General features: G+C 60.1%; 19 protein-coding genes. 11 read left to right on the forward strand and 8 right to left on the reverse strand.

The features are described from left to right. Positions 1-60: 60 nt before the first annotated feature. Positions 61-2,400 (reverse strand): penicillin-binding protein 1A, encoded by a 2,340-nt coding sequence (locus DFO48_RS05655; RefSeq protein ID WP_003074149.1) that lies wholly within the window; start codon positions 2,398-2,400, stop codon positions 61-63. Between the two features lie 349 nt (positions 2,401-2,749). Here DFO48_RS05655 and DFO48_RS05660 point away from each other — a divergent pair, with 349 nt between their 5' ends. From DFO48_RS05660 to DFO48_RS05705, 10 genes are all read left to right on the forward strand, one after another. Continuing rightward, positions 2,750-3,832, forward strand: a complete 1,083-nt coding sequence (locus DFO48_RS05660) for a pilus assembly protein PilM (protein ID WP_370449556.1) — start codon at positions 2,750-2,752, stop codon at positions 3,830-3,832. Then, on the forward strand, positions 3,829-4,440 hold the full coding sequence (locus DFO48_RS05665) for a PilN domain-containing protein (RefSeq protein WP_034348279.1): 612 nt from the start codon (positions 3,829-3,831) through the stop codon (positions 4,438-4,440). Before DFO48_RS05660 ends, DFO48_RS05665 begins: the two co-directional genes overlap by 4 nt. Beyond that, the gene (locus tag DFO48_RS05670) at positions 4,440-5,114 is read left to right on the forward strand and encodes a type 4a pilus biogenesis protein PilO (protein ID WP_114862818.1); all 675 of its coding nucleotides are present in this window, start codon (positions 4,440-4,442) and stop codon (positions 5,112-5,114) included. The genes DFO48_RS05665 and DFO48_RS05670 overlap by 1 nt, the downstream gene beginning before the upstream one ends. Then, positions 5,111-5,662, forward strand: a complete 552-nt coding sequence (locus tag DFO48_RS05675) for a pilus assembly protein PilP (RefSeq protein WP_114862819.1) — start codon at positions 5,111-5,113, stop codon at positions 5,660-5,662. The genes DFO48_RS05670 and DFO48_RS05675 overlap by 4 nt, the downstream gene beginning before the upstream one ends. After that, positions 5,659-7,773, forward strand: a complete 2,115-nt coding sequence (gene pilQ / locus DFO48_RS05680; protein ID WP_114862820.1) for a type IV pilus secretin PilQ — start codon at positions 5,659-5,661, stop codon at positions 7,771-7,773. Before DFO48_RS05675 ends, pilQ begins: the two co-directional genes overlap by 4 nt. Positions 7,774-7,887: 114 nt before the next feature. Then, complete coding sequence (locus DFO48_RS05685; RefSeq protein WP_114862821.1) at positions 7,888-8,424, forward strand: shikimate kinase; 537 nt, start codon at positions 7,888-7,890, stop codon at positions 8,422-8,424. A gap of 64 nt (positions 8,425-8,488) precedes the next feature. Next, positions 8,489-9,586 carry a 3-dehydroquinate synthase gene (gene aroB / locus DFO48_RS05690; RefSeq protein WP_003074134.1) on the forward strand — a complete coding sequence of 366 codons (1,098 nt, stop codon included), beginning with the start codon at positions 8,489-8,491 and terminating at the stop codon, positions 9,584-9,586. A gap of 86 nt (positions 9,587-9,672) precedes the next feature. Beyond that, the gene (locus DFO48_RS05695) at positions 9,673-10,851 is read left to right on the forward strand and encodes a deoxyguanosinetriphosphate triphosphohydrolase (protein WP_114862822.1); all 1,179 of its coding nucleotides are present in this window, start codon (positions 9,673-9,675) and stop codon (positions 10,849-10,851) included. Between the two features lie 155 nt (positions 10,852-11,006). Further along, positions 11,007-11,624: a DUF1415 domain-containing protein gene (locus DFO48_RS05700; RefSeq protein WP_003062011.1), complete on the forward strand. Its 618-nt coding sequence runs from the start codon at positions 11,007-11,009 to the stop codon at positions 11,622-11,624. Then, complete coding sequence (locus DFO48_RS05705; RefSeq protein ID WP_114862823.1) at positions 11,624-12,529, forward strand: SAM-dependent methyltransferase; 906 nt, start codon at positions 11,624-11,626, stop codon at positions 12,527-12,529. The genes DFO48_RS05700 and DFO48_RS05705 overlap by 1 nt, the downstream gene beginning before the upstream one ends. Positions 12,530-12,572: 43 nt before the next feature. Here the strand turns inward: DFO48_RS05705 and pgi are convergent, their stop codons facing one another. Together pgi and tal are read right to left on the reverse strand one after the other, a co-directional pair. Then, positions 12,573-14,177, reverse strand: a complete 1,605-nt coding sequence (gene pgi / locus DFO48_RS05710) for a glucose-6-phosphate isomerase (protein ID WP_114862824.1) — start codon at positions 14,175-14,177, stop codon at positions 12,573-12,575. A 16-nt stretch (positions 14,178-14,193) separates the two neighbouring features. Continuing rightward, positions 14,194-15,156 carry a transaldolase gene (gene tal / locus DFO48_RS05715; protein ID WP_114863105.1) on the reverse strand — a complete coding sequence of 321 codons (963 nt, stop codon included), beginning with the start codon at positions 15,154-15,156 and terminating at the stop codon, positions 14,194-14,196. A gap of 244 nt (positions 15,157-15,400) precedes the next feature. Here tal and DFO48_RS05720 point away from each other — a divergent pair, with 244 nt between their 5' ends. Beyond that, positions 15,401-16,246, forward strand: a complete 846-nt coding sequence (locus DFO48_RS05720) for an SIS domain-containing protein (protein WP_003058703.1) — start codon at positions 15,401-15,403, stop codon at positions 16,244-16,246. Between the two features lie 222 nt (positions 16,247-16,468). Here the strand turns inward: DFO48_RS05720 and catC are convergent, their stop codons facing one another. From catC to DFO48_RS05745, 5 genes are all read right to left on the reverse strand, one after another. Beyond that, positions 16,469-16,753 (reverse strand): muconolactone Delta-isomerase, encoded by a 285-nt coding sequence (catC, locus tag DFO48_RS05725; protein ID WP_003074122.1) that lies wholly within the window; start codon positions 16,751-16,753, stop codon positions 16,469-16,471. Positions 16,754-16,803: 50 nt separating this feature from the next. Beyond that, complete coding sequence (locus tag DFO48_RS05730) at positions 16,804-18,141, reverse strand: short-chain fatty acid transporter (protein WP_003074121.1); 1,338 nt, start codon at positions 18,139-18,141, stop codon at positions 16,804-16,806. 217 nt (positions 18,142-18,358) lie between these two features. After that, positions 18,359-19,096, reverse strand: a complete 738-nt coding sequence (locus tag DFO48_RS05735; protein WP_003062025.1) for an SDR family oxidoreductase — start codon at positions 19,094-19,096, stop codon at positions 18,359-18,361. A 52-nt stretch (positions 19,097-19,148) separates the two neighbouring features. Further along, entirely contained in the window at positions 19,149-19,457 is a 309-nt protein-coding gene (locus DFO48_RS05740) for a YciI family protein (protein WP_114862825.1), read from the reverse strand. A gap of 19 nt (positions 19,458-19,476) precedes the next feature. Then, complete coding sequence (locus DFO48_RS05745) at positions 19,477-20,538, reverse strand: cyclase family protein (protein ID WP_114862826.1); 1,062 nt, start codon at positions 20,536-20,538, stop codon at positions 19,477-19,479. Positions 20,539-20,575: the final 37 nt, after the last annotated feature.

Here is a 20,575-nt window from a genome sequence, read left to right on the forward strand (position 1 = left end):
TGGTGCTGGAATAAAAAAAGCCTGCCTCGACGAGAGGCAGGCTTTTTGCTTTGTGAGGGCTTAGTTTCTGAACAGGTCCAGAATGCGGCTGCGCTCCTCTGCGGCCGGCGGTTGGGTGGCCCCCGGGCCGGCACTGCCGCCTGCATTCGGGTCGGAGGCGCCTTCCATGCCGAGGCTGGAGACGCCGCCGTTGCGGGCGTTTTCTTCGTAATACCAGTCGCCGCCCATATTGACCACGCCAGGCGGGGTTTGTACTTCGGCCACCGGCACACCCTTGAGTGCGTGCTGCATGAAATTGATCCAGATGGGCAGGCTCAGGCCGCCACCGGTTTCGCGCGAACCAAGGTTGCGCGGGGTGTCGTAGCCAATCCAGGAGACAGCGGCAATGCTGGGCTGGTAGCCGGCAAACCAGGCGTCCACCGAGTCATTGGTAGTGCCGGTCTTGCCATAAAGGTCGGGGCGCTTGAGTGTGGCCTGGGCACGTGCAGCCGTACCCACGCGCGCCACATCATTGAGCAGGGTGCCGGTGAGGAAGGCATTGCGCTCGGGGATGGCCTGGGGCAGCTCCTTGACCGCGGGTGGAGTGAACTCGGAGAGGATGCGACCCTTGTGGTCTGTCACGCGGGCAATCAGCCAGGGGTTGATGCGGTGGCCGCCGTTGGCAAACACCGAATAGGCTCCCGCCATCTGCAGCGGCGTGACGGAGCCGGCGCCCAGGGCCATTGTCAGGTAGGCGGGCTGTTTGGCGGCGTCAAAGCCAAAGCGCGTCGCCCATTCCTGTCCGGTCTTCGGACCGATGGCCTGAAGCAACCGGATGGAGATCATGTTCTTGGACTTGTTCAAGCCCGTGCGCATGGTCATGGGGCCGTCGTAGCGGCCGTCGTAGTTCTTGGGCTCCCAGGGCTGACCACCGGTGGTTGCTGCACTGAAGAAGATCGGCGCATCGTTGATCATGGTGGAAGGCGAGAAACCGTGCTCCAGCGCCGCCGAGTAGATGAAGGGCTTGAAGCTGGAGCCCGGCTGGCGCCAGGCCTGGGTCACGTGGTTGAACTTGTTCTTTTCGAAGTCGAAACCACCGATCAGCGCGCGGATGGCACCAGTTTGCGTGGACATGGCCACAAAAGCGCCTTCGACTTCGGGCAGCTGTGTGATTTCCCAGGCACCCTTGGCGTTCTTGATGGCGCGGATCACGGCACCGGGGCGAATCTTGATATTGGGCGGTGCCTTGGGGCTGAGGCCGGATTCGGCGGGCTTGAGGTTGTCGCCCGTGATCTCGAAATGGGTACCGTCCGCACGGGCCGCGACGATCTTGCGAGGCGATGCTTCCAGCACCACGGCCGCAACCACATCGCCGTTGTCGGGATGATTGGCCAGGGCATCGTCGATGGCGTCTTCCAGCTCCTGAGCGTTGCTGGGCAAAGTGATGAACTTCTCGGGGCCGCGGTACTTCTGGCGGCGTTCGTAGTTCATGATGCCTTCGCGCAATGCCTTGTAGGCAGCCTCTTGTTCACCGGCATTGAGGGTGGTGTAGACGTTCAGGCCGCGGGTATAGGCGTCGCTTCCGTATTGGGCAAAGATCAGTTGACGGGCCATTTCAGCCACGTACTCCGCATGTACGCGGGTCGAATTGGCGGCAGTACGCAGCTTGAGCGGCTCTTCGCGGGCCTGTTTGGCCTGCTCTGCGGTGATGAAGCCGTTTTCCTCCATGCGCTCGATGATGTAGAGCTGACGGATGCGAGCGCGCTTGGGGTTGCTGATCGGGTTGTAGGCCGATGGAGCCTTGGGCAGGCCGGCCAGCATGGCGGCTTCGGCCACCGTGATGTCCTTGAGCGGATGGCCGAAATAGGCTTCACAGGCTGCTGCAAAGCCATAGGCACGGTTGCCAAGGAAAATTTGGTTCATGTAGATCTCGAGGATCTGCTCCTTGGTGAGCAGGTGCTCAAGCTTGAAGGTCAGCAGTATTTCGTAGATCTTGCGTGTATAGGTCTTCTCGGAGGAGAGGTAGACATTGCGCGCGACCTGCATGGTGATGGTGGAGGCACCCTGGCTCTTGACCTTGCCCAGGTTGGCCAGCGCAGCACGCAGCATGCCCTTGTAGTCCACGCCGCCATGCTCGAAGAAGCGGGTGTCTTCGATGGCCAGCACCGCATCCGTCATGACCTTGGGGATCTCGTTGATGGGCGTGAGGGTACGACGTTCCTCCCCAAATTCGCCCAGCAGAGCGCCTTCGCTGGAGTACACCCGCAGCGGTAGCTTGGGACGGTAGTCTGCAAGCTCGGAGACGTCTGGAAGATTGGGGTACGCCATGGCAAGCGCTACGGCCACGGCCAGCAAAACGGCCAGGGCAGCGGCGACGGCAAGTCCGATCAGCCAGAAAATGGAACGCGGCAGCCAGTGCATGCGTTTTTTGGGAGTTTGAGACCCAGGCGCAGGTGCCTGGTGAGCAGAATGTTCTGATGGCGGCATTTCGCAGTATTGGCAAGGGGTGGGGCATTATAGAAATGCCGCCCGGAAAAGCATCGTGGCGGCAGGACAGAGGCCGCGCTTTGATTGGATCCTAAATCACAGGGTAAGCACTAGTATGTGCAAGGGCTGAGGTTCTTGCGGTTTGACGTTACACAAGTTTGTGTTTTTTTGACCACGAAATACGGTGCAAAGCGCTGCAGCAAAGCATGTGCTGCTATAGCTTGCTGCTAGGATCCCGGGGTATTGCTGGCTTTTGTTTCCATTCTTACAAACTTGGGGGGGCATGTTGATTGCTCTGAGTTCTTTATTCAGCCGTCAGCCTGCACCTTTGCTTGGCATTGATGTCAGCTCCTCCAGCGTGAAGCTGGTCGAGCTGGCCAAAAGCAAATCCGGCGAGTGGCAACTGGAGCGTTGTGCGATTGAGCCTCTTGAAAAAGGCTGGATCACCGACGGCAATATTGAGAAATTTGATGAGGTAGCGGAGGCAGTGCGCCGTCTGGTCAAGAAAAGCGGAACGCGTACAAAGCAGGTGGCCATGGCGCTGCCAGCCTCTGCTGTGATTACCAAGAAGATCACCTTGCCAGCCGGCTTGACCGAGCTGGAGATGGAAGTTCAGGTCGAGTCCGAAGCCAATCAATACATTCCGTTCTCGCTCGATGAGGTGAGCCTGGATTTCTGTGTCATAGGCCCGTCGGTGGCGTCGCCTGGCGATTTGGATGTGCTGATCGCTGCATCGCGCAAGGAAAAAGTGCAGGACCGTCAGGGCCTGGCCGAGGCTGCCGGTCTCAAGCCCATAGTGATCGACATCGAGCCCTACGCGGCCCGAATGGCGGCAACGCGCCTGGTGTCGCGTTTGCCCAATGCCGGGCGTGACGCTGTCGTGGCGCTATTCGAGGTGGGGGCAATGACTACCAGCATGCAGGTGCTTCGCAATGACGAGGTGCTGTATGAGCGGGATCAGGCCTTTGGCGGTGCACAGCTCACCCAGCTGATTGCGCGCCAGTACGGTTTTTCTCCGGAAGAGGCAGAAGCCAAGAAGCGCAGCGGCGAATTGCCGGACGACTATGCGGCTGGTGTGCTCAAGCCCTTCGTGCAAAGCCTGACCCAGGAAGTGGCGCGAGCGCTGCAGTTCTTCTTCACGAGTACTCCCTATAACCGCGTCGATCATGTTTTGCTGGCAGGTGGGTCGTCGTCCTTGCCGGGGCTGGTGGATGCCGTCAGCCAGCAGACTGGGTGTGCCTGCAGTCTTGCCAATCCTTTCGAAGGCATGGAAATTGGCAGCGGCGTGCGTCTGAAGAGGATGGCGCGTGAAGCACCGTCCTATCTGACCTCTTGCGGTTTGGCCATGCGGAGGTTTCAAGAGTGATACTGATTAACCTTTTACCGCACCGAGAAGCTGCCAAGAAGCGCCGTAAAGAAGCGTTTCAGGTCAATATGGTGCTGGGCGCACTGGGTGGACTGCTGATCGCAGCACTGATTTACTGGTACTTCCAGATGATGATCGAGGGCCAGCAGAACAAGAACAATCTGCTGCGCTCCGAAATCAAGGTCCTGGAGACACAGATCAAGGAAATCGAGGGGCTTGAGGCTGAAATCACCGCTCTGCGTGCACGACAGAAGGCGGTGGAGGATCTCCAGTCCGACCGCAATCTGCCGGTGTACATGCTCAATGAGCTGGTCAAGCAACTGCCGGACGGTGTCTACATCAGCAGCATCAAGCAAGAAGGCCTGTCGGTGACCATGCAGGGAACTGCGCAGTCGAATGAGCGTATTTCCGAGATGCTGCGCAATCTTTCGGATGGCTCGCCCTGGTTCTCCAAGCCGGAGCTGATGGAAATTGTGGCCAAGACGGTTGATGTGACTGCCAAGGATAAGCGCCGTGCAGCTGCATTCACATTGCGCTTCAATCTGACCAGGACCAGCGATGCGGAGAAAAACCTGCTTGCTGCAAGCTCCTCTGTGAAGGCGCAGTAATGGCAAAAAAGAAGAAATCTCTGGACATAGACTTCGCTGCACTGCAAGAGAGAGTTCAGCGTCAATTCCGGAATCTGGATCCCAATGATCCTTCGGTCTGGCCTGCCTTGCCCAAGGCACTGCTGTATGTGGCTGTTGCAGTCGCTGTCGCTGCCTTGCTGTGGTTCGTCATCCTGAAAGATTACGAGGCAGAGCTGGACGCCGAGCGTGCGACCGAGGTGACTCTGCGCGAAGACTACTCCAGGAAAATGATCAAGGCGGTGAGTCTGGAGGGCTTGAAGAAGCAGCGCGAGCAGGTGCAGCAGTATGTGATGCAGCTGGAAAAGCAACTGCCCAGCAAGGCGGAGATGGCTGCTCTGCTCTCCGATATCAACCAGGCAGGCTTGGGACGCAGTCTGCAGTTTGAAGTATTCCGCCCTGGCGCCATGGTGACCAAGGAGTACTACGCCGAGCTGCCAATCACCCTGAAGGTGACGGGGCGCTATCACGACATCGGTGCTTTTGCCTCGGATATCGCTTTCCTGTCCCGTATCGTGACCTTGAACAATCTGTCCATCGTCCCGGGCGGCAAGGACACGGATGTGCTGTCCATGGATGCCACGGCACGGACATTCCGATATCTGGATGCGGACGAAGTCAGGGCGCAGCGTGACGCGGCCAAGGGGAAGAAATGAGCAGAGCATTCTTGAGCCCTGTCTGGCTGGTCCTGATGAGCAGTGCTTTGCTGGCGGGCTGCACCTCCTCCGAGGAGGATCAACTGCGTGAGTGGATGGCCCAGGAGCGGGCCAATGCCAGGCCTCGCGTGACTCCTCTGGAGGAGCCCAAGCCTTTCAAACCCCAGGCCTATACAGGGGCTGATGGCATGGAGCCCTTCAATTCGCTCAAGCTGATCCAGGTGCTGCGCAAGGAGTCTGCGCAATCCAACATCAGCACGGCGTTGCTCACGCCTGAGCTGAGTCGCCGCAAGGAGCCGCTGGAGGCCGAGCCGCTGGACACGATGACCATGGTGGGCAGTCTCGATAAAAAGAACGTGCCCACGGCCTTGGTCAACGTCGGCGGTCTGCTCTACCAGGTACGTGTCGGCAACTATCTGGGGCAGAACTACGGAAAGATCACCAAGATTACGGAAAACTCCATCCAGCTAAGAGAAATTGTCCAGGATGGCGGTGGTGACTGGATTGAAAGAACAAGCACTTTGGAGTTGCAGGAGGTTGGCAAATGATGGGTATTAATCGCAGCACTATGGCGAAGGCCCGTTGGGGTCTGACCCTGAGCGGCCTTTTGCTTTCTTCGGCAGCCTGGGCGCAAGCCCGCATTGAGGCTGTTACAGGTGCTTTGCAGTCAGGCGCCGAGGTCGTCCGTGTTGAGCTGTCCGAACCGCTGGCTGCCGACCCGACCGGATTCGTGGTTCAGTCTCCGGCGCGTATCGCTCTGGATTTTCCGGGTGTGAGCAATGGCTCAGGCAAGTCGTTGCTTGAATTCAATCAGGGCAATCTGCGTTCGGCAAATCTGGTGGAAGCATCGGGTCGCTCACGTCTGGTGTTGAATCTGAAGACGGCTACCACCTATCGGCTGCAGCGCCAGGACAAATCTTTGCTGATCTTGCTTGATCCCGCAGGTGCTGCGACAACCGCTGCAGCTGCGGCTCCTGTCATGGCTCCGGTGTTTGAGAACAAGACGGCAGCCTCTGATGCAGCTCCGATTCGCGGTATCGACTTTCGCCGTGGTAGCGATGGCTCCGGCCGGGTTGTAGTCAGCCTTGGCAGCAGCCAGGTGGGGGTGGATCTGCGGCAGGAGGGCAAGGGCCTGACAGTGGACTTCCTGCGTACAGCCCTGCCCGAAAATTTGCGCAAGAAGCTCGATGTGGGAGATTTCGGTACGCCTGTGCAAACGATCTCGACCACTCAGCAAGGTGATCGTGTTCGGATGCGCATTGACCCCGTGGGTGATTGGGAACACAGCGCATACCAGAGCGACAATCAGTTCGTGGTGGAAGTGCGCCAGAAAAAGGTCGACACCAGCAAGTTGACGCAAGGCCCGGGCTACAGCGGCGAAAAGCTGTCGCTCAATTTCCAGAATATTGAAGTGCGCTCTTTGCTGCAGGTCATCGCGGACTTCACCAACTTCAATATCGTCACTTCGGATACGGTGACAGGTGCCTTGACTCTGCGTCTGAAGGATGTCCCTTGGGATCAGGCTCTTCAGATCATCATGGATGCCAAGGGGCTGGGTATGCGCAAGTCCGGCTCCGTGCTCTGGATCGCTCCCAAGGACGAGATTGACGCACGTACTAAGCGTGATTACGAAGCTGCCATGGAAATCCAGAAGCTGGAGCCTCTGCGCACGCAAGGCTTCCAGCTCAACTATGCGAAGGCGGCGGACATTCTGCAGCAGATCACGACTTCGACAGGCGGCGGTGGTGCAGGCAGTACAGGGTCCAGCACGCGCTTTCTGTCGTCGCGCGGCTCCGCCATTTCCGAGCCACGAACCAATCAGCTGTTTGTGACGGATACGCCGACCAAGCTGGAAGAAATGAAGGCTTTGCTGGCAACGCTGGATGTGCCGGTACGCCAGGTCATGATCGAGGCCCGCATTGTGGAGGCACGCGATACCTTTGGCCGTTCGCTGGGTGTGAAGTTTGGCGGAGGGGCTGTCGGCAGCAATGCCTCCATGACCTCATCTCAGTTCCTGCCTGATAGCGGATCGGGATCAAGCTCCAAGTTCCCCAGCGGCAATTTCGTCAACTTGCCAGCCAGTGTTTCGGGAATCAACACTGTGGGTCAGGTCGCATTCTCTGTGTTCAATAGCTCGATGACGCGTTTCCTGTCGCTGGAGCTGTCCGCTCTGGAAGCAGAAGGTGACGGCAAGATCATCTCCAACCCCCGTCTGGTGACAGCAGACCAGAACAAGGCATTGATCGAGCAAGGCACGGAATACCCATACTCCGTGACGGCACCGAATGGCGCCACGACGATCTCGTTTAAGAAGGCAGTGCTGAAGCTGGAGGTGACTCCGCAGATCACCCCTGAAGGCGACATCATTCTGGATCTGGATGTGAACAAGGACAGCCGCGGTGAGACCACGACTCAGGGCGTCGCCATTGATACCAAGCATGTCAAGACCCAGGTGCTGGTCGAAAATGGTGGCACCGTGGTGATTGGCGGTATCTTTGAGCTGGAGGAGACCAACCAGCTCAACAAGGTGCCGCTGTTCGGAGATCTGCCTGTTTTGGGGCATTTGTTCCGCAGCAACACCAAGGCTTCGAGCAAGCGCGAAATGCTGGTTTTCATCACTCCCAAGATGCTGAGCCAGGTGCGCAGCACCAGCAAATAACTGTTATCAGTTTTTGCATAGGGCCCGCACGAGTTGATGCGGGCCTTTTCATTTGTAATATCTGCGGGCTGCGAGAATCATGGGCTGGCCAGATTGGCGGATGACGGTAACGCGATGACTGTTCTAAAGAAATTTCATATTGCCCTTGTGGGCTTGCCAGGCTCCGGCAAATCCACCATCGGACGCTATTTGGCCAAGCGTTGGTCTATGCCTTTTGTGGATGTGGACGTGGCCATCGAAGAGCATATCGGCTGCACGATTCGCGATTTTTTTGCCAAGGAAGGCGAGGCCAGATTCAGGGATGTAGAGCAGCAGGTGCTGGCAGCGCTGCTGGCGCGACCTGAGAAAACGGTGATTGCCACAGGTGGCGGTGCCGTGCTGAAGGCTGAAAACAGGCAAGAGCTGGCCGGGCATGCACAGGTGGTCTATCTGAGTGCATCACCGCATGAAATTGCCAAGCGCCTGCAGCGGGATACTCAGCGTCCCTTGCTGCAAGTGGACAATCCTTTGCAGCGCTTGCTGGATTTGCATGCCATCAGAGATCCGCTCTACAAGGAAGTGGCGGATTTTGTGGTGGCGGGCAGCGGCCTGTCCGCCGCGCAGGTGGCTCAGCGAGTGGCCATGCAGATTGAACTCGGTCAGCATTCCTGATTGCGCATAAAAGCTTGTTGGTCAATACACTGCGTGGGGTTCCTGCTATGTATTTTGAGAGAGGTTGAACGTGGAAACGGTGCATATTGATCTGGGAGAGCGCAGCTATCCCATCGTGATTGCAGAGGGTTTGCTGGCCCAGAGCTCCACTTGGCAGGCATTGCCCAAGGCGGCGGCGGCTCTGGTCGTGACGAATGATGTCGTGGCCCCGCTTTATCTGTCTGCGCTCAAGCAGGCCTTGAGTGGCCAATACGCCCAGGTTCACGAGGTGGTGTTGCCCGATGGTGAAGCGCATAAAGACTGGCAGACTCTGAACCTGATTTTTGATGCCCTGCTGCAGCATGGTTGCGACCGCAAGACGGTGCTGTTTGCACTGGGTGGCGGTGTGGTGGGGGACATGACGGGCTTTGCTGCCGCCAGCTATATGCGTGGCGTGCCTTTTGTGCAGGTGCCGACCACGCTGCTGTCCCAGGTCGATTCCTCGGTGGGGGGCAAGACTGCCATCAACCACCCGCTGGGCAAGAACATGATTGGGGCTTTCTATCAGCCGCAACTGGTGCTCTGCGATCTTGCTACGCTCGATACCCTGCCCGAGCGCGAGTTGAGCGCAGGTCTGGGGGAAATCATCAAATACGGCCCTATTGCCGATATGCAGTTCTTCGACTGGCTTGAGCAGAACATGGATGGCCTGCTGCGCCGCGATCGCGACTTGCTCGCCCATGCCGTCAAGCGAAGTGTGGAGATCAAGGCCTGGGTCGTGGGGCAGGACGAGAAGGAAGCGGGTCTTCGCGCGATTCTCAATTTTGGTCATACCTTCGGTCATGCGATCGAGGCCGGCATGGGCTACGGCAACTGGCTGCACGGTGAGGGTGTGGCGGCAGGCATGGTGATGGCAGCGGAGCTGTCCCAGCGTCTGGGCCTGGTGGAGGCGAGCTTTGTCTCGCGTCTGCGCAAGCTGATTGAGCGAGCAGGCTTGCCGGTGCGCGCGGCGGTCATTGATGCCCAGGACAATGCGGGTCGCTATCTGGAGCTGATGCGGGTCGACAAGAAATCCGAAGCCGGTGAAATCCGCTTTGTGCTGATCGATGGTCCCGGCAAGGCGGTGATGAGGTCGGCGCCCGACGCGCTGGTGCGTGAAGTGATAGAGAGTTGCTGCGCTTGATGGATGGCGCTATGTGAGCAGACCCTTGGGGGGACGCAAGCCCATAGCTGTTAGAGTCATTGCATTGAGTTGTTGAGGCAATTTGCATGACCGCTCTGGCTTCCTACGCCTGCCATCCCCAGCAAAGCCGCGGGCGTCGCTTTGCTGAGCCCCCGGCTCCCACGCGCAGCGACTTTCAGCGCGATCGGGATCGCATTGTTCACTCCTCGGCCTTCAGAAGGCTGGTCTACAAGACCCAGGTTTTTGTGAACCATGAGGGCGATCTGTTCCGAACCCGGCTCACGCATTCTCTGGAAGTGGCGCAACTGGGGCGCTCCATCGCGCGTTCCTTGCGGCTGGATGAAGACCTGGTTGAAGCCATCTGTCTGGCGCATGATCTGGGGCACACACCTTTTGGACATGCGGGGCAAGATGCGCTCAATGAGTGCATGAAGCCCCATGGCGGTTTTGAGCACAATCTGCAAAGTCTGCGTGTAGTGGATAGGTTGGAGGAGCGCTATCCTGCCTTTGACGGTCTGAACCTGACTTTTGAAACGCGCGAGGGAATTCTCAAGCATTGCTCGCTCAGCAATGCGCAATTGCTGAATGCACGGGAGCCCAGCGGCGTGGCTCAGCGTTTTCTGGACGGCACTCAGCCTTCTCTGGAGGCTCAGCTATGCAATCTGGCGGATGCGATTGCCTATAACGCCCATGATGTCGACGATGGCGTTCGGTCGGGTTTGATCACCATGGCCCAACTACGCGATGCCGTGCCTTTGTTTGCTCGCTACCATGCGGCCACTTTGGCGCAGTGGCCCGATCTGGCTCTGCCGGATGCCCAGCGCAAGCTGCTCTATGAGAGCATTCGCCGCATGCTCAGTGACCAGGTCTATGACGTCATCCATCACTCACAGGTCGGTATTGAGCAGGCGGCTGTGCGCTCGGTGCAGGAGGTTCGTCAGCACGGCCGGACGCTGATCGGTTTCAGCGAAGAGATGAAAGCGCAGTCCCTGGTGCTAAAGCAGTTCTTGTTCAGGCAGCTCTATCGGCACCCTCAAGTCATGCAGACCATGAACAGTGCCCAGCAAGTTGTGAAAGAGCTGTTTGCCGCTTATATGGTGGAGCCTGAACGCATGAAGCCGCGCTTTGTTCAGCGTGCCCATATCGTCACTACCCTGCATGAACGTGCGCGAGTGGTGGCAGACTTTATTGCGGGCATGACAGATCGCTATGCAGCGCGCGAGCATGAGCGCATCACTGGGCTTAGGCTGCTGGGCGAGGCCTGAGGGACGCTCGCCAACGGTCTTGCGGGCATTGGCGAGCATTGCACAGGCCGGATCGCTAAAATAATGCTTCTGTGTATCTAGAGCCGGAATATTTCCCGCCCAGTGCGCATTCTTTGGGGGCGATGGCCCCCGTTTGCATTTTGGAGGGCCCTGTCATGACCGAAACTTCAACCATCGCCGATCAGGCTTTCCCGCCAGAGCTTGTGATTGCGGATACCGTGCGCTGGCTGGAAAAGGCCGTGATAGGTCTCAACCTGTGCCCTTTCGCCAAAGGCGTGCATGTCAAGGCTCAGATCCACTATGCCGTCAGCGATGCGACCGATGCGGAGGCTGTTGCCGAGGCTCTGCATCGCGAGCTTGAGGCCCTGGCCGAAGCCAACGCAGAAAAGCGCGACACCACACTGCTGATACTGCCCCATGCCCTTCAGGATTTTCTGGATTTCAATGACTTTCTTGAAGTGGCGGATGCCATGATCGAGGAGCTGGATCTGGGGGGTATTTTGCAGGTCGCCTCGTTTCATCCTCAATTTCAGTTTGAGGGCACGGATGTGGACGACGTTACCAACTGCACCAATCGTGCTCCCTATCCCATATTGCACTTGCTGCGCGAAGACAGCATCGACAAGGCGGTGGAGGTGTTTCCGGAAGCCGAAACGATTTACGAGCGCAATATGGAAACGCTGGAAAAGATCGGCATCGAGGGCTGGCTGGACCTGGATGTCGGGGCTCGCTGCCCTGTGACTGGACATGGTCAGACGAAGGCAGAGAAGTGATGGGCAAGACCGATAAAAAGCAGAGCCCGCAAAAGCCCGCCAAAGCAGGGGCACTTGATATCGCCGAGCAGCTGGGGCTCAAGCCCGGTCAGAGCCTTGAGCTGCTCAAGGCTCTGCATATCCTCACGCGCGAGGGCAAGCTCAATCAGGATTCGCGCCGCAAGCTCAAGCAGGTCTATCACCTCTATCAGTTCATCGAGCCTTTGCTGACCGAGCTGTCCAAGGATGGGCATGCCGTGACACTGGCTGACCATGGTGCGGGCAAGTCCTATCTGGGGTTCATTCTTTACGACCTGTATTTCAAGGCCTTGGCTCAGGGCCGGATTTTCGGTATCGAGACGCGTGCACCGCTGGTAGAGGCGTCTCAGAAGTTGGCGACTGAACTTGGCTTCGATCGCATGGAGTTTCTCAATATGTCGGTGGCCGAGTCCACGCGAGCAGACTTCATGCCTTCGCAGTTCGATGTGGTCACGGCCTTGCACGCCTGCGATACGGCGACTGATGATGCGATAGCCTTCGGGCTGGAAAAACAGGCCAAGGCCATGGTGCTGGTGCCTTGCTGTCAGGCAGAGGTGGCTGCATGCCTGCGTCAGACCAAGGCCATGAGTCTGGCGCGCACTCCGCTGGCCGAGTTGTGGCGTCACCCGATCCACACTCGCGAGATGGGCAGTCAGATTACCAATGTGCTGCGCTGTCTGTATCTGGAGGCTTGCGGCTACCAGGTCACGGTCACCGAGCTGGTGGGCTGGGAGCACAGCATGAAGAACGAGCTGATTGTGGCTCGTTACACAGGGCAGAAGAAGCGCAGTGCGGCGCAACGCCTGCACCAACTGCTCGCCGAGTTTGGACTGGACGGTCTGGCCGGTGTGCGCTATCCCCATTTGCCGCAAACCAGCGCGGTCTGAGCAGCCTCAAAGCATGGCCCTGTCGGGCCTCTGCTTTTGATGCTCAGCGACTTTGCATCAGGCGCTTCATCAACTCCTGCGTCGACGCGTCCACTCCTGCCCAGTCATTGTGGCTCTGGCGGGCATGCAACTGCTTTGCCAGCTTCTTGCCCAGCTCCACACCCCACTGGTCGAAGCTGTTGATGTCCCAGATGGCGCCTGAGACAAAGATGCGATGTTCATACAGCGCAATCAAGGCGCCCAGAGAGGCAGGATCCAGGCTTTCAAGCATCAGGAAACTGCTGGGGCGATTGCCGGGACAGTCTTTTTCCGGACCCTCTCCGCAGCGCCCCACCATCAGCGCCTGGGCCTGGGCAATGGCGTTGACTACCAGGCTTTGGTGGTGCTCGCCCAGATATTTGCCTCCGTCGCGCAGGGCGATGAACTCGACCGGTATGACATCTGGTCCCTGATGCAGCATCTGGAAAAAGGCATGCTGCCCATTGGTGCCGGGCTCGCCCCAGATCACCGGTGCCGTGGGAGCTGAGAGCCGAGCGCCATTCTTGTTGATGCTTTTGCCATTGCTTTCCATCTCCAGCTGCTGCAGATAGGCCGTCAGGCGGCGCAGGCCGTGGCTGTATGGGGCAATGCAGCGGCTGGAAAACTGGCAGAAATTGCGATACCAGACGTCCAGCAGTCCCAGGCGCACTGGGAGATTGCTCTCCATGGGCGCCGTGAAAAAGTGAGCGTCCATCGCATGAGCGCCGTCCAGTAGCGCCCTGAACTGCTCCGAGCCTATGGCGATGGCAATGGGTAGCCCAATGGCGGACCACAGCGAAAAGCGTCCGCCCACCCAGTCCCAGAAACCCAGTGTGCGCTGTATGCCGAATTCTGCCGCAGCCTGTGTATTGGTGGTCAGGGCCACGAAGTGCTGGTCGATAGAGCATGGAGCCTGCGGATCTTCGCTGCCGCCATGATCGAGAAACCACTGTCTGGCCGAGCGTGCATTCAGCATGGTCTCGGCCGTGGTGAAGGATTTGGAAGCAATCAGGAACAGCGTGCTTTCCGGTTTGACCCGGCGCAGCACATGTCCCAGCTCGTGGCCGTCCACATTGGAGACAAAGTGAAAGTTCTTGTCCTGGTCTATCCAGTCCTCAAGGGCATTGACCACGACTTCCGGACCCAGGTGCGAGCCGCCGATGCCGATATTGACGATATCGGTGATCTGTTGGCTGCCCCTGATCTGATCGGCCAGGGCGAGCATTCGATCCAGCGTGTCGTGAACTTCACGCAGCGCCGAGTGCATGTCCTGAGGCCAGGACCGAAGCACAGGTGACTGGGCGAGCTGCCCGCCGTCTGCAGGAGTGCGCAGCAGCCAGTGCATCGCGCTGCGCTGCTCGCTGGTATTGATGGCTGCGCCGGCCAGCATGGCATCGCGCTTGCGAGCGAGCTGGCTCTCGGCTGCAAGCTCCCTCAGCAAGGCCTCGGTCTCGCTAGTCAAGAGGTTTTTCGATAGATCGGCGAAGACATGTGGCGCCTGCATGCTCAGGGCGTCAAGACGTTGCGGGTCTTGTGCAAAGGCCTGGCGCAAATCCAGATGCTGGATCTGCGACCGGTAATGGGTTTGCAAAGCCTGCCAGGCAGGCAGCTCGTGACAAAGAGGCGTCAAAGGAAATTCCAGTCAATCATGCAGCCGCTTGCTGCATCAATGCTTCCAGCTTCAGTGTGTCTGCGGTGAAAGCGCGAATGCCCTCGGCCAGCTTTTCGGTGGCCATGGCATCTTCGTTCAGCGCAAAGCGAAACGAGGCCTGGTCATACAGAATGCGCTCCTGCGGCTGGGCTTTGGCCTTGTCCGGGTCAAGGGCGCGGGTGACAGGCGTGGCCTCGTCCTGCTGTGCGCGGAGCTGGGCCAGCAGCTCAGGTGCAATGGTAAGCAGATCGCAGCCCGCCAGAGCCAGAATCTGGCCAGTATTACGAAAGCTTGCACCCATGACCTCGGTGGAAACATCGAAGTGCTTGTAGTAGTCGTAAATTTTCTGTACCGAGCGCACTCCGGGGTCGTTGGCGCCAGCCATGGTGGCCTCATCCCATTGCGCGCCGGCCTGCTTTTTGTACCAGTCGTAGATGCGGCCCACAAAGGGCGAGATCAGCTGGACCTTGGCCTGGCCGCAGGCAACGGCCTGACAGAAGGAGAACAGCAGCGTCAGATTGGTGTGAATGCCGCGCTGCTCGAGAATGCGGGCCGCCTCAATCCCTTCCCAGGTGGCGGCGATCTTGATGAGCACGCGCCCGGTGTGGATGCCTGCGGCCTGATACAGCTCGATCAGTCGCTCGGCGCGCGTGACCGTGGCCACGGTGTCGAAAGACAGGCGGGCATCGACCTCGGTAGAGACGCGGCCGGGTATGGTGTTCAGAATCTCACAGCCGAAGCGCACCAGCGTTCGGTCCATGATTTCGTCCAGTCCTCTGTCTTTGAATTGCGCCACGGTGGCGCGCATCAGCGGTGCATATTCGGTCTTTTGAACCGCTTTGAGAATCAGGGATGGATTGGTGGTGGCATCTTGCGGTTGAAACTGCGCCAGTTGATGAAAATCACCGGTGTCCGCGACCACGGTCGTGAATTGCTTGAGCGCCTCCAACTGATTCATGTCCATCCTTTGCTGTGTTTCAAACTAACCAGCAAGTGTAGAGCGGGAATCCCTTATTGAGAATGAGCCTGCAGACACTCCGTTTGTTGATGCATCAAGGCAAACCCTGCTGAATATGCGCGCTCGCCTATTTATTTGCGGAAATATTCAAGTTTTGCGGCCATTTTGCGAGGCGTGAGGCGCTTCGGTCTTATGCTCGCCTTTTTCTGCACGCATTCATTGCCTCCACCTCATCTGCGCCAATATGCTTGATCGGATTACTGCCTCCCTTCCGTCCCTGGCGCCTGCAGAGCAGCGTGTTGCACGCCTGGTACTGGCCGATCCGCGGGCCTTCGCGCATCTGCCGGTGCGAGAGCTGGCGGTGCGGGCGCATGTCAGCAAACCCACGGTGGTGCGCTTTTGCCGCAGCATGGGCTATGACGGCCTGGCGGACTTCAAGCTCAAGCTTGCGGGCAGCGTCAGCGAAGGCGTGCCCTTCATCCATCGCAGCGTGGACAGCGATGACAAGACCAGCGATGTCATGGTCAAGGTGGTGGACAACGCGGTTGCCGCTTTTCTGCAGTATCGCAATGCGGCCAGCACAGCGGCCATAGAGCAGGCTGCGCAGGCGATTGCCGCGACCTGGCAGACGGGCAAGCGCATCGAGTTTTACGGCGCCGGGAACTCGGGCATCGTGGCGCTGGATGCCCAGCACAAGTTTTTCCGCCTCGGTGTGACCAGTCTGGCCACCAGCGATGGCCATATGCAGGTCATGAGCGCCACCTTGCTGGGGCCGGGCGACTGCGTGGTCATCATCTCGAACTCCGGCCGCACGCGGGATCTGATGGACGCCGCAGATATTGCCCGCAAGAACGGGGCCACCACAATAGCCATCACGGCCAGCGGCTCGCCTCTGGCCTCGGCCTGCCAGGTGCATCTGGCTGCCGATCACCCCGAAGGCTACGACCGCTACAGTCCCATGGTCTCGCGGCTGCTGCACCTGCTCATCATCGACGTGCTGGCGACCTGCGTGGCCCTGCGCATCGGGCCAGCACTGCAGCCGGCGCTGGAGCAGATGAAGAACAATCTGCGCGCCAAGCGCTATACCTGAAAGCCTGCAAAGACGCGGCCTGGGGCGGGCAGCAGCGAAGGTGCGAGTGCTCTTTTTTTGCTCTTTTTATAGGAGCTTCTATCGCTTGATTGATAAAGATTTCAGATGCAAAACATATTGAAATCCTTTGTGAATAGACGGTAACAGCTATCAAAAAAGCCCATGCGGGCAAAACCTGCATGGGCTTTGTTGCGGGCGGGCGCTTGCCCGCCGTTGTCGTGCTTACTCCTGCACGATGGAGGAGGGGTGGTTGGCCAGGGGCGTTACCTTGATCTGCATATAGGGGAACAGCGGCAGGCCGCTGAGCAGGCTGTGCAGTTCGTCATTGCTCTGGACGTCGAAGATGCTGACGTTGGCGTATTCGCCCACCACGCGCCAGATATGGCGCCACTTGCCTTCGCGCTGCAGCTTTTGCGAGTATTCCTTCTCGTCCTGCTTGATCTGCGCGACCAGGGCGGGGTCCAGCGAGTGGGGGATCTGGACAATCATTTCGACCATGTACAGCATGGGGTTCTCCTAGGTGAGGATGTGAGCGGAAAAAGTACGCTGGCGCTCTGTTACAGATGAGGCCAGATCAGCATGGTGGTCGCGTAGATGACGCCGACCAGCATCATGGAAACCACGGTATAGCCCATGATGTCCTTGAGCTTGAGCTTGGACAGCGCCAGGGCCGGCAGGATCCAGAATGGCTGGACCAGGTCGTTCCAGCCATTGCCCAGCATCACCGACATGGCGGTCTGGGCCTGCGAGGCCCCCAGAGTCTTGGCCGCGTCAATCATGAACGGGCCCTGCAGCACCCAGTGGCCGCCGCCCGAGGGCGCGAAGAAGTTGATCACGAAGGAGCTGACCAGGCCCCACAGCGGCAGCGTGTGCTCGCTGGCGATGCTCACGAAGATGTGGGCGATGGACTCCACCAGGCCAGAGCCATGCATGATGGCCATGATGCCCGCGTAGAAGGGGAACTGCAGGATGATGCCGCCGATGGTCTTGACGCCCTCATTGACCTTTTCCACATAGAGCATGGGCGTCTTGAGGAGCAGCACGCCCAGGAACAGGATGAAGAAGTTGATCATGTTCAGGTCGAGGTTGCCGCCCTTGACGAAATGCAGCACCACATAGGCCATGCCGCACAGGCCGATCAGCAGATTGAGCACGCGGCTGTTGTTCAGGCGGTAGGCCAGGGTCTTCTGGTCGCCCAGCAGGTCGTGACCCGCTGCGCTCTTGCCTTCGTCGGCGGCCACGGCGGGGTCCAGCTCCACGATCTTCTCGCCGGCCTTGGGGTGCATGGCGGCATTGAGCAGCGGCAGGGCAATGAGCACGGCCAGACTGGTCAGCAGCATGGGGGCGGAGAAGATGGTCTGCGTCAGAGGGATCAGGCCCATGCTGCTCTCGAAGGTGTGGCCCTTGGTCGAGATCAGCACCGGAATCGTGGCCGAGAAGCCCAGGCTGTACATGGTGAAGCCGGTATAGGCCGAGGCGATGATCAGCGGATAGTGAACGCCCTTGACCTTGAGCGCCAGCTTGCGCGCCATGATGCCGCCGATCACCAGGCCGAAGCCCCAGTTCAGGTAGCTGCCCACGCAGCCCACGATGGTGGCCACGATGATGGCCTGGCGTGGTGTGTGCACGTGGCTGGCGATGCGGTCCAGGAAACGGTTGACCAGGGGCGCGGCCGCCAGCACATAGCCCATGACCAGGATCACGGCCATCTGGGTGGTGAAGGCCAGCAGGCTCCAGAAGCCCTTGCCCCAGTCCTCGACCACGAGGTTGACGGGCCGGCTTTCCACGGCAAAGGCCAGGACCATGGTCAACAGGGTCAGCAAGATGGCGAAGACGAAGGGGTCGGGCAGATACTTGCGCATCAGCTCGGTGAAGAAGGCGGTGATTTTCGACATGGATGCCGGTCTCCGGGGTTGGAATGATTTATGGGGAGAAGAAGGCGCCTGCGCCGGGGGGCGCAGGGCTGGAACGTGGCTTTGCGCAAGTGGCTGGCAGGGCTCGCGTCAGAGACGCCGAGCCTGGGCCGTCCCGCAGCGTGGGCGTCGTCCCCTCCTGCGCAGCGAGAGAGGTTGCCGTGCATGCAGGCAAGCCGCAGCGCGGCTCAGGAGGCGTTCATACGGACGCCACGCCGACGGTCATCCCGCCGCAGACATAGAGAACCTGTCCGGTCACAAAGCCACTGCGCTCGTCGAGCATGTAGGACACGGCATGGGCCACATCCTCGGGAGTGCCCACCCGCTTGACGGGGACGGACTGGATGATCTTCTGCGTGCGCGGTGCATCGGGCGGATTGGCCTTGTCGAACAGCTCGGTGCGGATGGGGCCGGGGCCTATGGCGTTGGCCGTGATGCCCCACTGTCCCAGCTCCAGCGCCCAGACGCGCGTCATGCCGATCAGGCCGGCCTTGGTGGCAGCGTAGGCGGTGCGCAAGTCCTTGCCCAGCGCGGCGCGCGAGGACATGTTGACGATGCGCCCGAAGCCCGCCTCCTTCATGCCGGGCAGCAGAGCCTGCATGCACTGGAAGGCGCAGCGCAGGTTCAGCGAGACGGCCAGGTCGAACTCGGCCAGGGTCTGGGACGCGGCGTCATTGGGCACGACCACGCCCACGTTGTTGACCAGGCGTGTGATGGGGCCGCCTTCCAGGGCCTGACGCAGGGCGCGCGCCGTGTCCTCGGTATTGCTGAGGTCGGCCTGGATGCCGCCGGGCACATGGTCGACCACACGGTCGATGATGATGGGTTCGTAGCCGTCGGCGCGGCAGCGCTGTGCAGCGGCGGCGCCGATGCCGGCTCCGCCGCCGGTGATCAGCACACGGGGGCGGAGCGGAAGGGAAGCGTTCTGGGAAGACATGGCAATACTTTCGGACGGAGTGCGGGGAAAGGGCTGGGCTGTCGGACTTGCGCTAGGCCGCCGCAGGCAGGTGGCTGGCGCCGGCGACATAGGCTTTGCGCCAGCGGGTGATGGACACGCGCTCGAACAGGCCGGCAGCGAAGAAGGGGTCGGACTCTATGAAGGACTGGGCTGCTTCGCGCGTGTCCAGTTCCACCACGTACAGGCCGCCGCCGAGGTCGCTGCCGTCGTCGGCCAGCTTGGCGCCGCAGGCCAGCAGCAGGTGCTTGTGGGTGTCCAGAAAGCGCAGGTGCGCGGGGCGATGGGCCTGGCGCACGGCCTGGTGACCGGGCTTGTCGAAAGTTTCGATGATGAAGGGCATAAAGGCTCCGGTGTTGGGCTCAGACCGTGGCGACGGGCGTGACCGGCGAGGCGATGGCACCCGGCAGGTTCAGCGGCGGTGCCGTGAGCAGGAAGCGGTGGCGGCCGCGCTCGCGCAGCCAGTGCGCCAGCGGCGTCAGGTGCCACAACTCGCCCAGGTGCACGCCCAGCTTGAACAGGCAATGCTCGTGCAGCGGCAGGGCCGCGCAGCAGGCAGCGCCGGGGCGCGCGGGGAAGGCCTCGACCGCGTAGTTGTCGGTGGCGATGACGGCGATCTGGCTGTCGGTGATCCACTGCAGCAGGCGCGCATCGCGCCCGTCGAGCACGGCGCAGGCGTGTTCCAGCACCTCGGGGTCGGGGTTTTTGTGCATGTCCAGCACCCGCTGGGCAAAGCCTGTGTGCAGGCACAGCATGTCGCCGGGCTCGATCTGCACGCCGTCGGCGGCGATGGCCTGCATCAGCTGCTCGTAGCCGACCACGGTGCGGGCGTCGCCGAAGTGGGCGCGCAGGTCCACCATCACCCCGCGGCCCTGCACCCCGTTGCGGGCCATGCCTTCAATGCCCAGGGCCTTGGCACAGCTGGTGCTGGCGTTGTCGTCCAGGCGCGCAGGAATGCCGGTGCCGCTCACGTCGGCCGGGCCCACGATGTCGGTACCCGCGGCAAAGCCGTTGTAGTACAGCGGCTCGGGCAGGCCGTCGCCGTTGGCATCGAACAGGGCGCCCACATGGGCCAGGCCGTCCCACTGCGTGGAGTACTGCAGCGACAGGATGACCATATCGTCCGAGAGCACGTCGGTGCGGCCCGGCTCAAGCTCCTGCAGCAGGCAGTTGAAATTGACGCGGCCCTTGCGCTGCAGCGGACGCAGCACCGGGGGCTTGCGGTTGGGATTGAGGGCGCTGCCGCCCGGGTAGTCCAGCGGCAGGCTCAGCGCAAAGCGCTGGCCGGTCTGCACTTCGGCCACGCCTTGGCGGACTTTTTCGGGGGTCAGCAGGTTCAGGCGGCCGAGCTGGTCGTCTTCACCGAAATCGCCCCAGGTCGAGCCTTCGGGGCGGTGTCTCCAGCGGCGGGAGAGTGTGGGCATGGCGGTCTCCGTGTCACAGGCCGTGGCGGCCGCTGCC

The sequence above is a fragment of the Comamonas sp. AG1104 genome (genome assembly GCF_003350425.1).
GTDB lineage: Bacteria > Pseudomonadota > Gammaproteobacteria > Burkholderiales > Burkholderiaceae_C > Comamonas > Comamonas testosteroni.